The 14,201-nt window shown below is 32.7% G+C and carries 10 protein-coding genes; 5 read left to right on the forward strand and 5 right to left on the reverse strand.

The features are described 5' to 3' along the window. Window positions 1-77: 77 nt before the first annotated feature. Window positions 78-1,418, forward strand: coding sequence for a glucose-6-phosphate isomerase (locus EMN46_RS01650; RefSeq protein WP_154198926.1), 1,341 nt, complete (start codon window positions 78-80; stop codon window positions 1,416-1,418). Between the two features lie 76 nt (window positions 1,419-1,494). On the opposite strand, the gene EMN46_RS01655 is transcribed toward EMN46_RS01650, so the two are convergent. Beyond that, window positions 1,495-1,767, reverse strand: coding sequence for a hypothetical protein (locus tag EMN46_RS01655; RefSeq protein WP_229130236.1), 273 nt, complete (start codon window positions 1,765-1,767; stop codon window positions 1,495-1,497). 174 nt (window positions 1,768-1,941) lie between these two features. Here EMN46_RS01655 and EMN46_RS01660 point away from each other — a divergent pair, with 174 nt between their 5' ends. Continuing rightward, window positions 1,942-2,853 carry a DMT family transporter gene (locus EMN46_RS01660; protein WP_154198927.1) on the forward strand — a complete coding sequence of 304 codons (912 nt, stop codon included), beginning with the start codon at window positions 1,942-1,944 and terminating at the stop codon, window positions 2,851-2,853. Between the two features lie 112 nt (window positions 2,854-2,965). On the opposite strand, the gene EMN46_RS01665 is transcribed toward EMN46_RS01660, so the two are convergent. From EMN46_RS01665 to EMN46_RS01680, 4 genes are all read right to left on the reverse strand, one after another. Next, a complete protein-coding gene (locus EMN46_RS01665) occupies window positions 2,966-3,586 on the reverse strand; it encodes an SPOR domain-containing protein (RefSeq protein WP_154198928.1) in 621 nt (206 codons plus the stop codon). Between the two features lie 200 nt (window positions 3,587-3,786). Further along, window positions 3,787-4,458 carry an inorganic pyrophosphatase gene (locus EMN46_RS01670; protein ID WP_154198929.1) on the reverse strand — a complete coding sequence of 224 codons (672 nt, stop codon included), beginning with the start codon at window positions 4,456-4,458 and terminating at the stop codon, window positions 3,787-3,789. A 383-nt stretch (window positions 4,459-4,841) separates the two neighbouring features. Beyond that, window positions 4,842-5,744 (reverse strand): hypothetical protein, encoded by a 903-nt coding sequence (locus EMN46_RS01675; protein WP_154198930.1) that lies wholly within the window; start codon window positions 5,742-5,744, stop codon window positions 4,842-4,844. Window positions 5,745-5,990: 246 nt separating this feature from the next. Further along, complete coding sequence (locus EMN46_RS01680) at window positions 5,991-6,689, reverse strand: YifB family Mg chelatase-like AAA ATPase (RefSeq protein WP_368667480.1); 699 nt, start codon at window positions 6,687-6,689, stop codon at window positions 5,991-5,993. Between the two features lie 58 nt (window positions 6,690-6,747). Between EMN46_RS01680 and EMN46_RS01685 the strand changes: the two genes are divergently transcribed. The 3 genes from EMN46_RS01685 to cas9 all read left to right on the forward strand — a co-directional run bounded on the left by EMN46_RS01685 (window position 6,748) and on the right by cas9 (window position 14,195). Beyond that, the gene (locus EMN46_RS01685; protein WP_154198931.1) at window positions 6,748-8,277 is read left to right on the forward strand and encodes a recombinase family protein; all 1,530 of its coding nucleotides are present in this window, start codon (window positions 6,748-6,750) and stop codon (window positions 8,275-8,277) included. Window positions 8,278-8,614: 337 nt separating this feature from the next. Next, window positions 8,615-9,049 carry a LexA family transcriptional regulator gene (locus tag EMN46_RS01690; protein WP_154198932.1) on the forward strand — a complete coding sequence of 145 codons (435 nt, stop codon included), beginning with the start codon at window positions 8,615-8,617 and terminating at the stop codon, window positions 9,047-9,049. 448 nt (window positions 9,050-9,497) lie between these two features. Then, entirely contained in the window at window positions 9,498-14,195 is a 4,698-nt protein-coding gene (cas9, locus tag EMN46_RS01695; RefSeq protein ID WP_154198933.1) for a type II CRISPR RNA-guided endonuclease Cas9, read from the forward strand. Window positions 14,196-14,201: the final 6 nt, after the last annotated feature.

A 14,201-nucleotide genomic window follows, 5' to 3' on the forward strand; every position in this document is an offset into this window, starting at 1 on the left:
ACTATAAATCTACGCTTCCTGGTGGAATTTTGAGGGGGATGAAACTTGAGGTAGAGTAGAAATTTAATTTCAAGAAAATGGAACACATTAAATTAAGTGTAGACAAAACTTTTAGCTTTGTAAAACAAGAGGAAATATTCAAATACAAAGACGAAAGTAAAAAGCATTTAACTGCCCTTCATAAAGGAACAGGTAGAGGCAATGAGTACACCGGATGGGTAGAACTACCATCAAAAATTACAACTGCAGAATTAAAAGATCTTCAAGAAACAGCTGACAACCTAAAAGGACGTGTAGAAGTTCTTGTTGTAATTGGAATTGGCGGTTCATATTTGGGAGCAAAAGCTGTAAACGATGCTTTAGCTAACAACTTCGACATGTTACAGGCAGATAACGAAAATCCAATTGTACTTTACGCAGGTCAAAACATTAGCGAAGATTACCTATATGAGCTAATGCAAATTCTTGAGAATGTTGAATTCGGAATTTGTGTAATCTCTAAATCAGGTACAACAACAGAACCTGCTCTAGCATTCAGATTGTTAAAAGAACTACTTGAAAAAGGTGTAGGCAAAGAAGAAGCAAAAGAAAGAATCGTTGCTATTACTGACGAATCAAAAGGAGCTCTTCGTACACTAGCTGATCAAGAAGGTTACAAAACTTTTGTTATTCCTGACAATGTTGGTGGTCGCTTCTCGGTTCTTACGCCAGTTGGTTTACTTCCAATTGCTGTAGCAGGTCACGATATCACAAAATTGGTTGAGGGAGCAAAATCAATGCAAGACTATACTGTAGCTACAGAATTTGAAGAAAATCCTGCTCTACTTTATGCTGCAACACGAAATGCCCTTTATTCTAAAGGAAAAGGTATTGAGATTTTAGCTAACTACAACCCAAAACTTCACAATATTGGCGAATGGTGGAAACAACTATATGGCGAAAGTGAAGGAAAAGAAAACAAAGGTATTTTCCCTGCAAGTGTTGATTTAACAAGTGATTTACACTCAATGGGTCAGTACATTCAAGAAGGACAGCGTAATATTTTCGAAACTGTTATTTCTATTGCTAAAACAAAACACAAAGTTGTTATTCCTAAAGACAAAAACAACCTAGACAAACTTAATTTCCTTGCAGGAAAAAGAGTTGACGAAGTAAATAAAATGGCTGAACTAGGAACACAACTAGCACACGTTGATGGTGGTGTACCAAACATTAGAGTTGAGCTTCCTGAGCTAAATGAATTTTATATTGGTGAATTGCTATATTTCTTCGAAGTTGCTTGTGGTGTTAGTGGTTATACGCTTAATGTAAACCCATTTGACCAACCAGGTGTTGAAGCATACAAAAGCAATATGTTTGCCCTATTAGAAAAACCAGGTTTCGAAGAAGAAACTAAAAAAATTAAGGAAAGATTATAAATCTACCTCAATACATTAAAAAATGGCTACCTCTTTCGAAGTAGCCATTTTTTTGTGACTTTATTTTAAGACCTAACTATTGGACTTTGATATCATTCTTTCTCATTTTGTAAATTCGGATTCTCTTTCCACAATATTGTCCCATAAAAAAAGCAAACACAATAAATGGATAGGTGTACATTTCATATCCTAAATCGAAACAATATCGAAACAAAACAACAAATGGAATAGGTATATGAATGGTTGCAAACCATTTTACTGAAAACTTCTTAACCCCATGACGAATATACCCAAAAGGAACATTCACCAAATAGGTAGCTAGCATTGCACACAATAAATTTATCTCCATAAGCTTGCAAGTTAGCAATAGAAATCAAAAACAAAAAATTCAAAAATCAATCAGCTAAGCATTTTATAAAAGGACATTAAAATTCAGTCTTTTAAAAGGGCCTAATTATTTCACAAAACACATCCCATATTTATTAAAACTTAAATACATTTGCACTTAATTATAAACTCAATAATGAAATTATCACAGCAACTAAAAGGATCTTTAATAGCCCTTTTAGCAACCATTACATTTTCGAATGTTTACATTTTTAGCAAACTGGCAATGAAAGACGTCAGTTTAGCAAGTTTCGGAATTTTATGGTTTGGACTTGCACTAATTTGGAATCTATTATACAATTGGTATAAAATAAATAAGAATCATTTTAAAGATCTGACTAAATCATCAAAAAGAACGCTTCTTTTAATTGCCTGTTCTGAATTAATCGCATCATCAGCATTTTTTTTAGCAATTCACCTAACGCCAAACCCAACCATTGTATCATTTTTAGCTAATACAAGCCCTATTTTCGTTATTCTTTTAGGATTTACCTTCCTTAAAGAAAGGTTCTCTATAGCCGAGATTATTGGTATTATATTAATTTTACTTGGTGTTGGCTTAATCAACATCACAGAGTCAGGAATACAACTAAAGCAACTGACTAGTCCTGCAAGTTTAGCAACTTTTACATTTGCCTTATTTTATGGAATTAGTCTTGTTTTAGCAAAAACTAAAGTTGGTATTCTACCTTCATCTATGATTACATTTTACCGTAATATAGCTTTATTTTTAGGCTTTATTCTTTATAATTTCTGCCTTTTCAAAGTACCATCATACACTGAAGAATCGCTGTTTTATATTTTTATTGGCTCTTTATTAGGTCCATTTCTAGGTACTATCCTTACTTTTTCAGCTTTAAAATACATCGAAGCCTCCAAGGTAACTCTCATTATAACGAGCAGAAGTTTCTTTATCATATTGGGAGCTTTTATTTTCATAGGCATTCTGCCTAGTCAAAATCAATTTATAGGAGGCGTTATGACAATTGTAGGAATTGCAATAATTTCAATTGCGGGAATTTATAAAAATAAAAGAATAACAAAATAACTAAGCAATAGCGGTTATCAAATTCATTTCTTCTTTAGCTATTTCGCTTAGATCTACCTAATCTCATTTTTCGTGAATAGAATGAGAGCTTCAGTTTTTTAACCTATTTTATCTAGTTAGAAACCTCAACAATTAAATAATCTTTAAGATTTAAATCACGAACTAAATGCTTTGCCTGACCAATCTTAGTGAATGGACCTAAACGGTATTTATATAAATTTTTATCTTTTATCTGATGCAGATATACCATGTTTTCAGGCAAATCAGAAAAAAGTTGCGTTTTAAATATACCAACCTGAATGTAATAACGATAGTTCGATGAAATGGCTAACACCCTTTCTTTCCCATCAAGGCTATCCATATTGATATGTGTTTTTGGCAAGTGCAACGTTTTAATTTCTTCCTGAAAAGAAAACGCTTTCTCCTTATTTATAAAACGAGCCAAAGGATATTGATTCAAACTATCAAAAGCCAATTGATAAATTTTCAGAAATTGAGGCTTATCATTTGCCTTCTTTACCATATCACCATCATTACGTTTTACTTGAATAGGCTTAGGTTTTACCTCATCTATATGTGTGTAAAAAAAACTACACGTTACAACTGACAAAAGTATAAGTACAGCAATAATAACCCGAATAAAGGTCTTCTTTTTCCTGACTTCAAGTTGTAGCCTATCCAACTCTTTTAAAAGAGCCTTAATTCTAACTTTTGAATTTTCCAGATTACCCATAAACTTAATAAATCCTATACATTGAATTACTCATCACGAAAAAAGTAATTCGAAATTAATAATTATACGACACTCAGGTTACAAGTTGTATCACCAGAACCTAATCTCATTAGCTAAAAGTAATAAAATTTATCTGTTTATGATAAAAAAAAAGAGCTCATCGAAGAATCGAGAGCTCTTTTTTTATAATTTTTTTTGTCTTAAACATGCTTAAGCACATCTTCAAGATTCTCAAACCTTGCTTTGTAGTCATTCAATGATCTAACGATAACTTCTTTTGCTTCGTCAACACCATATACATGAGTAATCTCAGTCTCTTTTTCCACGCCTGGCATATCCTTATAAGTTAAGAAATAATGCTTAAGTCGTGTTATAATAACCTCAGGGCAATCCGAAATATCATTATAAACACCGTATGTTGCATCGTTTTTTAAGACAGCGATAATCTTATCATCAGCCTCATTACCATCAATCATACGAAAACCACCAATAGGTCGTACTTCTGCAATAATATCGCCGTGAGCAATCGCTCTTTCAGTCAATACACAAATATCAAGTGGATCGGCATCACCTTTAATACCTTTTTTACCTGATTTCTCGGCGCAAAATTCGCCTACCAATTTACCACAATAAGACTGAGGTAAAAATCCATAAAGGGCTGGTACAACATTTGAATATTTTTGTGGTCGGTCAATTTTCAAAAAACCACTTGTCTTATCAACTTCATACTTTACGGTATCAGTTGGTACCATCTCGATAAATGCCATCACCGAATTCGGTGCATCATCACCAACATCAATCCCATGCCAAGGATGCGACTTATAACGTAAGCCCATCAAACGGCCAATAGGATCATTTAATTTATTTCCCATCAGATAAAATTTTCAATATCAATACAAAAACAGTTTCCTGTTTGTAAACTTGTATAACAAAAGTAAGAAAACGATGGAAAAAACCTAAAGTCAAGGATTTTAATATCAATCTAGGTTTCTATAACATATAAGAAAGCATTTTAGAAAGAAACAGTCCAAATAGTGTTGGGCCTTTTTCTGATGATATCCCAATCGGATTTTACGATTATTGAAGCAAGATTAGAATAAGATAAAAGTCAAATATTTATCGGTATCAGGATCTCATCATAATGATAGATCCTGAAACAAGTTCAGAATGACGAATACTTAAAATCACTCCAACAATTTAAAAAGCTTTTGGATACGTTCCCCAACTATAAGTAGTTGGTGTGTTAGAGTGTTGTTTATTCATCTTTGAAAAGTTTCCTTGAATTATTTTCTACATTATCTAACAAAAGCTTTCGCAGATAGTTACCGTTACTTGTAAATCCAAATGTAACATTTTCATAATCACGCTCAAGAACCTCGATAACACCTGTAAGAACTAATTGATCATAAGACTCATCATCCTGTAAAGGGAGTTTCTTTAATATAGAAATTGTCACCTTATTAAAGAGTTCAATTAATTCATTATTTTGTAATAAAGTTTTAATTCTATCTTTATTAACACTCTCAAATGGATCAGATTTTACGGATGACACAGGATAATCATTAGGATTGAAATGACCTTCAGGTTTTGAAAGAGCATCTACGATATTTTTACTTACTAGATCTTCTTTCTCATTTGTTTTTTCTTTTTCTATGCTATCTTCAAGTTCTTTAATTTTTAGAATTTCTGCCTGATAACGAATCTCTAACTGTTTATATTCTGTTTGTAAAGCAAGTCTTAATTTTTGTTCTTCTTCATAACGTTTCTGTGCCATTCCTCCCAAATGAACAACTTCTTCAAAATCTTCGATAGATTTAATTTTTTTAGAATAAATATATTTATACACCCAAAGAGACAACCGTTTATCAAATAATGTAACAATTGCCCTTGAGATAATTAATAACGAATATGTTATAATTAACACGACCAACGCTACCCAAATACAAGTGAATAAATTATCTAAAAACACTCCAGATTCTAAATACTTATCTACTAGTTTTAACCTAGTTTCTAATTTTGTATTAGAATCAAAAGTGAAGACAGAATAAACGAATTTATAATTATGAATTATCCAAACTCCTATTAGAGTTCCAAAATATGGGTTAGTTATTTTATTCTTGAGTCCTTCTAAAAACGAGGTTATTGGTTTTATAGACATAAATTGCAATGTTTGATTTTACAGTAACAAATATAACAATAATATCATATTGATTATCATATATAACTCATCAGAAATCGCAAAACGGAAGCACCCAAACCAATAAAGAATATGCTTAGGCTATGAATATCTGATATAAACACTGAGAGCCTCACAAAAAAAGTGAGACCCTCAGGCAAATAAAAACAATTCATTCCCAACAATCATCGAAATCATAATTCTAAACTCATCATTTATAATTAGAATTCATCCTCCCCAGCCATCACGATCGAGGCTACGATACTGAATAGCTTCGGATAAATGGTCGGTTTCGATATTTTCGGAGCCAGCTAAATCGGCAATTGTTCGTGATACTTTTAGAATTCTATCATAGGCTCTAGCCGAAAGGCCAACCTTTTCCATGGCAACTTTAAGCAGTTTCATACCTTCTGCATTAGGCCTACAATATTTTCTTAACAAACGAGAACTCATCATCGCATTTGAGTGAATACCTTCTTCGTCGGCAAAACGTGCAGACTGAATCTCACGAGCAGCCTCAACTCTTTTTCTAATGTCTTCCGATTTTTCCGAAAGGCGTTCTTCTGATATCTTGTCGAATGAAACAGGCGTTACTTCGATATGAATATCAATACGATCTAAAAGTGGACCCGAAATTCGACTCAAATATTTTTGAACCATACCAGGAGCGCATAAACAGTCCTTATCAGGATGATTATAATAACCACAAGGGCAAGGATTCATAGATGCAATTAACATCATATTTGCTGGATAATCGACCGTGAACTTAGCCCGCGAAATTGTAATTGTTCTATCCTCCAAGGGTTGTCGCAAAACCTCAAGCACGGTTCGTTTAAATTCTGGCAACTCATCTAAAAAGAGTACACCATTATGCGCCAATGATATTTCACCCGGTTTTGGGATGGTTCCACCCCCAACGAGCGCCACGTCTGAAAAGGTAGGATATTAGGAGGCATATTTATATATTTGTACAAATACTTTAAATATGAAAGCAGTTGTTTACACAAGGGTTTCTACCGAGAAACAAACTTTAGAACGCCAAGACACAGATATAAAAGCGTATGCTGTGTATAAAAATATAGAGATTGTAAAAACTTTTTCTGAGAAAATGAGTGGTTCTACCAAAACAAAAAAGAGGCCTCAATTCTCTGAAATGCTACAATTCATCAAACTTCATAACATCAAACACCTAATTGTTTCAGAAATTTCCCGAATTGGTAGAAATATGGCGGATGCATCTGGAACAATTCAAAATTTCACTGACAAAGGTATTTGCATTCATTCACTAAAAGAGACATTACAAACACTTGATGAAAAAGGAAATACAACGCCAGGTGCTGCAATGCTTATCGCTATATACTCTGGTGTTGCACAAACCGAACTAGAAACACTCCAGTACCGCATAAAATCAGGTCTCAAAACAAGTAAATATAATCATGGAGGGCAAGCAGGCCACGGGGCTTACGGCTTCAAGAATGTGAATAAAAAACTAGCAATTAATCATGAGGAATCCGAAGTTGTAAAAAAGATTTACGATTTGTATCTTATTGGTAATGGGACCACTCGAATTGCAAGAAAATTAAATAATGAAGGAATTCAATCTAAACTTGGAGGAACATGGTCTGATAAATGTGTACATGAAATTTTAAAAAACTCCATTTACACAGGCTTACGTAAACATAACGATGAATTAATTCGACTACCTGACGAGTTAACTATTATAGAACGAGAAAAGTACGATACTGTCCAAAAGATTCTAAAAGAAAAATATAATAAGAAAGACGTAAATCGCAAGTACATCAATATTGCATCTAAACTTTTAGTATGTGGTGTTTGTGGGAAAGGTATGTACATGCACAAAAGACCTAATAATAAAGACAACGCTTACAAATGTTTATCAAAGAGATATTTCTACAAGGGAGTCAGTTGTTCAAATAGAAGTGTGAATATAGATTTACTAAATTCTCTGTTAGCATATCATGTTAAGCATACTCCAGCAAAAAAGATCTATAAAAGCAAACTCTCTGAGATTAAACTTAAACTAGATCGATTGAATATCAGAATGAATAAAGATCTTAAAAAAGTAGAAAGAGCAAAACAATTGTTTATTAATGGCGACCTTAAACTCAATGAATTTGAGGATGTAAAAAACGAGGTTAATCAATTTATATACAAACTGGCAGAAGAGGAAGAACTTTTAGATGATGAATACCAATTAGCAGTTGCTCAAGATATGACGTTCCGGTTTTTCGGGCAAGATTCAGTCCCAAATGGGCCACTTGAAGCTGAGAGACTAAAATCATCTGTTAATAAAGTAGTTAAGGAAATTAGAGTCATTAATGCTCCAATGAGCAAATACCCTCAATTCGTAAGGAATGGACTAGATTTTGTTAATGAAATCGAGATATTAAATCAAGATGGTTCAAGCAAAAAATATCTTACTATTTCTAGATCAAAACTCATTATTTGTAATAACAAAATCATATTAGAAAAACCTAAACCTATCTTTATTTAATTTAACCAATATACACTCAATAGTGCAACAATATCTCACTCCAATTGCAATCAGTACTTATGATGGATTTGCATCAAAAATGTTAAAAAAAAATAGATGTTGTATTCTGTGTGAGGAGAAGAAAAGAGGTGGGGGTGTTTTTTCTAAGGATTTGTAATGTTTATAGTGATATACCCTAGCCGTGCGTATAACACAAATCTTAAATTATAACAGTACCTCTTCATTTCAAGAATCTTATTCCCTTATCTTCGCAGCATGTATGTCTTGGTCAATTGCAATATGGATTTGCTCAACAGGTACACAACCAACTTAAGTGACATCATTAAGATCAAGTGCAATGACTAAGAAAACAAAACTTACAATTTATAAGATTTCAACTGACGAACAAACCAAAATACCTTTAGTTGGATCAAGTGTACGTGCAGGTTTCCCAAGTCCAGCAGATGATTTTATTGAGTTGGATATTAGTCTTGACAGTGAACTTATTCATAACAAAGAGGCAACCTTTTATGCTAGGGTCGAGGGTGATAGTATGCAGGATGCCAATATACACGATGGTGATCTGTTGATTATAGATAAAAGCTTAGAACCTCAAAACAATAAGGTGGCTGTCTGTTTTATAGATGGTGACTTTACAGTTAAACGCTTGCAAATTGAGGCAGATCATATTCTACTCATGCCTGAAAACAAAAAGTTCTCACCCATTAAAGTCACTGAGGAAAATGATTTTATTATTTGGGGCATCGTAACCTACGTTATTAAAGCTTTATAACATCCCCAGTTTGGCATTGTTTTAATTCTCAACTTGATAGAAGTTAACGTTCCGTATTTTATCTCTCTATTCTTGTATTCACTAAATAGAATCTTTCTATTTTATATGAACTTATGTATATTCTTATGCTAAGGGTATTTTTTATATACTACTTTTCATAACTTAGATGGATCGTTATGAATCACTTCATAATGAGAAGGTTGTGTGTCAACCTTCAGATTTGTCGGAAATGGACTCACATAAAAAATGACTAAGCAGAGCTGCTTTGAATATTTTTGTTCTCAGTATCATTTTAATAAAAGGTGCTCATGAAACATTTAAACAAAAAAATGCCCCGAATTGAAAGACGAGGCGGCTTAAATGTTTTCACAACGGAATAATCCTTATTGTGATTTGCTTACTGAATGTGATTCAAAATTAATAACAAAATATATAATATACAAGTGTTATGAAAAAGATTTTAGGACTTGATTTGGGAACTAATTCTATTGGTTGGGCTTTAGTTAAAAATGATTTTGATAAAAAAGAAGGACAAATATTAGGTATAGGTTCCCGTATTATTCCAATGTCACAGGATATAATGGATAAGTTTGGTTCTGGACAATCGATATCTCAAACTGCTGATAGAACAAGATACAGAGGCGTAAGACGGTTGGTGGAGAGAAGTTTGTTAAGAAGAGAACGTTTGCATCGAGTTTTAAATAAATTAAATTTTTTACCCAAACATTATTCAGATTCTATTGATTTTGATTTGCGCAAAGGTCAGTTTAAAGATGGAATAGAAGTGAAACTAAACTACTATCCAGTTGCTGTTGAAGGAAAGGACAAGCCTGAATACAAATTTCTATTTACAGATTCGTTCTTGGAAATGGTTGGTGAATTTAAGGCAGTACATCCTGAATTATTTTATAAGAAAACAAAAGGAGAGGAAACTAAAATACCTTACGATTGGACAATTTATTATTTAAGGAAGAAAGCTTTAACGGAGAAAATTACGAAGGAAGAGCTTTCTTGGATTCTTTTAAATTTTAATCAAAAGCGTGGTTATTATCAATTAAGAGGTGAAGAGGAAGAGAAAACTGATGATAAAACTAAAGAATTTGTTTCATTAAAAGTTAAAGAAGTTGTTGATTCAGGTGAAGTAATAAAGAAGACAGGAGATAAACTTTACGATGTGTATTTTGATAACGCTTGGCAATATGATAGACAAATAACCAAAACCGAGAATTGGATAGGAAAGACAAAAGAGTTTATTGTAACAACATCGACTACTAAAAGGGGAGATTTAAAATACACGTTTAAAGCTGTTGATTCAGAAAAAGATTGGATTGCTATTAAAACTAAAACAGAGCAAGATATTTTAAAATCAGAGAAAACAGTTGGTGAATTTCTTTTTGATACACTTTTAGAGAATCCGTCGCAAAAACTTAGAGGGAAGCTTATAAAAACAATTGAACGGAAGTTTTATAAGGAAGAATTAAAAGCTATAGTTGCTAAACAAACTGAATTCCATGCTGAGTTACAAGATAGAGCTCTATATCTAGCATGTACCAAAGAGCTATATTCAATTAACGAATCGCATAGTAATAGTATTAAAGATAAGAATTTTGAGTATTTATTAGTGGAGGATATTTTGTTTTATCAGAGACCTCTTAAAAGTAAAAAGTCGAGCATTGCTAATTGTCCTTACGAGAAAAAGGTTTTCATGAAAGAGGGGATTAGGCAAGAAATAGCTCTGAAATGTATTCCAAAATCAAATCCTTTATTTCAAGAGTTCCGTTTATGGCAGTTTCTTAAAAACCTAAAGATATATCAACGAGAAATTATTGGAGATAATAAGATAGATGTTGATGTAACGCATCAGTTTATTAAAAATGAAGAAGATTGGGTGGATTTGTTTGAATTCATGAATAACAGGAAAGAAGTTGATCAGAAAGCGTTTTTAAAGAAATACAAACTCAACGAGAAAGAATATAGATGGAACAATGTAGAAGATAGAAAATACCCATGTAATGAAACAAGAGCTCAATTTTTATCTCGATTGAAGAAAGTGAATGACATAGAAAGTGTCGTATTTCTGAGCACAGAGATTGAGTATGAGTTGTGGCATTTAATCTACTCTGTTAAAGATAAACTTGAATTTGAGAAAGCATTGGGAACATTTGCAAATAAAAAGGGGCTCGATGAGTTTTCTTTTGTGGCAAGCTTTCTTAAGTTTCCTCCCTTTGATAGCGACTACGGAGCTTATTCTGAGAAAGCTATAAAGAAGTTGTTGCCATTGATGCGTAAAGGCAAATATTGGAGTGAGAATGCCATAAACGACGAAGTGAAGGATCGTATATCGAATATTCAAGAACGACTAGAGAGTATTGATTACGATGAGGAGGTATTTAAAGAAGACAAACACAACAGACTACAAACTATTGTTGATGATGATATCCCAAAGCAATTATTAAAAAGTTTTTTGGCTTATGGCAAAAATTCACAATTAAAGGGATTGAATACCTACCAGGCTTGTTATGCAATTTATCAACGACATTCAGAGGTGGGAGATATTCTGCTTTGGAAGAGTCCTGTCGATATTGATTTGTATTTGCACAAATTTAAACAGCACAGTTTGCGTAATCCAATAGTTGAACAAGTGGTTACAGAAACTTTACGTGTGGTTAGGGATATTTGGCAATATCATGGTGGTGGTAAAAGCCAATTTTTCGATGAAATACATGTAGAATTGGGTAGAGACATGAAGAACTCGAGTGATAAACGAAAATCAATCGCAGCCAATCAAAGTGAAAATGAAAATACAAACCAACGAATTAAAGCTTTATTACAGGAACTTAAGGATGATAGTCAGATAAAAGGTGATATTCGACCTTATTCACCTTCGCATCAGGAAATATTGAAAATTTATGAGGAGGGTGTTTTTAATCAAAACGATGTAGATGATGATATTTTAAAAATAAGAAAGAACGCTTCACCAAGTAAAAACGAAATTCAACGATATAAAATTTGGTTGGAACAAGGTTATATCTCGCCCTACACAGGTAAACCAATTCCTTTAAGTGGTCTTTTTTCAGAAAATTATCAAATTGAACACATTATTCCACAATCGCGTTACTTTGATAATTCATTAAGCAATAAAGTAATTTGTGAAAGTGAGGTTAATGAAGATAAAAGTAATAAAACTGCTTACGAATACATTAAGGCAAATGAGGGTAAAATATTAACAGGTTCAATTAAGTTGTTCAGTTTAAAAGCTTATGAGGAACATTGTAAACGTAGTTTTAAAAAATCGAGAACCAAGCTAAAAAATCTTTTAAGTGAAGATATTCCTGAAGGATTTCTAAACCGCCAATTGACTGATAGCCGTTATATCAGTAAAATAGTGAAAGCTTTGTTGAGTAATATTGTGAGAGAAGAAGGAGAGAAAGAAGCTACCGCAAAACGTTTGATACCAGTTACGGGTGCTATTACTTCTAAAATGAAGCAAGATTGGGGATTAAACGATAAATGGAACGAATTAATTACGCCAAGGTTTAAGCGTTTAAATGAGTTAACTAAGTCCAATGATTTTGGTTATTGGGATAAGGATAAGAACATGTTTAGAACCATGGTGCCTGATGAATTATCAAAAGGATTTAGTAAAAAACGTATTGATCATCGTCATCACGCCTTGGATGCTTTAATAATTGCTTGTGTAACAAAAGATCATACTAACTATATCACATCATTAAATACCGCAAGAAAGAATCATAGCCTTGTTGCAAAACTCAGGAATATTGAGAAAAAACAAATTAAGGATAAACTTACAGCTAAACTAAAAACAATTACTGTGGCTAAGTCTTATTTGCAACCTTGGCAAGGTTTTACAATAGATGCAAAAGAAAGTTTAGAGAAAATTGTAGTGAGTTTTAAAAAGAATACTAGAGTTATAAATAAAACAAATAATAAGTATTTATCCTACAAAGATGAGAATGGTAATATGCATTTGGGTAAAGATGGAAAACCTAAAAAAGAACTTACCAAACAGGTGAAGGGTGACAATTGGGCCATTAGAAAATCGTTACATAAAGATACCGTTTCTGGTGCTGTTACCATTAAAAGAAAGAAAAAAGGATTGTCGAATATAACTGCTTACTTGGAACAATGGCAACTGATTGTTGATAAACAGATACGTAAAAAAGTATGTAATTTGAACGATTTGTTTAATGGTGATGTAAAAGCGATTAAGAAACATCTTAAATCGCATCCTATAACTATTGATAAAGAGGAAATACTGAAAGTTGAGGTTTACGAAAAAGTTGAAGCGACTGCAACTCGAGGTATAAGTACGGCTTTAACTGAGAAATTTACTCGTAAACAATTAGAATCAGTAAGTGACTCGGGAATTCAGCTAATTTTCGAAAATCACATTAAGAATTATCAAGAAGAGAACGGCAAAGAACGATTTGATTTAGCTTTTAATTCCGTAGGATTAGATGATTTGAATAAGAATATAGTTTGTTTAAATAATGGTAAATTTCATCAACCCATTTATAAAGTACGCTTGTACGAAGTAGGTAATCGTTTTGCTGTTGGGGAAACAGCTAACAAGAAAGATAAGTTTGTAGAAGCCGCAAAAGGCACAAACCTCTTTTTTGCTATTTACTGGGACGAAGAAAAGAAAAAAAGAGTATACGATACCGTTCCTTTAAATGAAGTGATAGCACATCAAAAACAAACTGCTCATATAAAAGCAAAAGATAATACCCCTATTGCTTTAAAAGCTGAAAAAGGACAGTTTTTGTTTACCTTATCGCCCAACGATTTGGTTTATGTGCCAACTGATGAGGAAATGGGAAATCCGAATATGGTTGATATTAAAAGTTTAAGCAGGGATCAACTAGAGCGAATATATAAAATGGTTAGTACTACACAAAAAGAATGTCATTTTGTTCCAAATACTGTTGCTAAAGAAATTAGAAAGAATGAAAATGGAACAAATAGTAAAAGCGAACGAGTTCAAATACTAAATGGCATTTCATTGTTAGATGATAAACAAAAACCCGTTATGATTAAAGAAAGGTGTTGGAAATTAAAGCTTGATCGTTTGGGAAATGTGCTTGAAGTGAAAAAGCATGTTTCTCCAATATTACAGGAAGTATAAATCAAA

Source organism: Ancylomarina sp. 16SWW S1-10-2, assembly GCF_009669305.1.
In the GTDB taxonomy this organism is placed as follows: Bacteria; Bacteroidota; Bacteroidia; order Bacteroidales; family Marinifilaceae; genus Ancylomarina.

Bases quoted from the DNA above. Each gene is read 5' to 3' on its own strand.
- EMN46_RS01650 (WP_154198926.1), top strand. From the start codon at position 78: ATGGAACACATTAAATTAAGTGTAGACAAAACTTTTAGCTTTGTAAAA.
- EMN46_RS01655 (WP_229130236.1), bottom strand. From the start codon at position 1,767: ATGGAGATAAATTTATTGTGTGCAATGCTAGCTACCTATTTGGTGAAT.
- EMN46_RS01660 (WP_154198927.1), top strand. From the start codon at position 1,942: ATGAAATTATCACAGCAACTAAAAGGATCTTTAATAGCCCTTTTAGCA.
- EMN46_RS01665 (WP_154198928.1), bottom strand. From the start codon at position 3,586: ATGGGTAATCTGGAAAATTCAAAAGTTAGAATTAAGGCTCTTTTAAAA.
- EMN46_RS01670 (WP_154198929.1), bottom strand. From the start codon at position 4,458: ATGGGAAATAAATTAAATGATCCTATTGGCCGTTTGATGGGCTTACGT.
- EMN46_RS01675 (WP_154198930.1), bottom strand. From the start codon at position 5,744: ATGTCTATAAAACCAATAACCTCGTTTTTAGAAGGACTCAAGAATAAA.
- EMN46_RS01685 (WP_154198931.1), top strand. From the start codon at position 6,748: ATGAAAGCAGTTGTTTACACAAGGGTTTCTACCGAGAAACAAACTTTA.
- EMN46_RS01690 (WP_154198932.1), top strand. From the start codon at position 8,615: ATGACTAAGAAAACAAAACTTACAATTTATAAGATTTCAACTGACGAA.
- cas9 (WP_154198933.1), top strand. From the start codon at position 9,498: ATGAAAAAGATTTTAGGACTTGATTTGGGAACTAATTCTATTGGTTGG.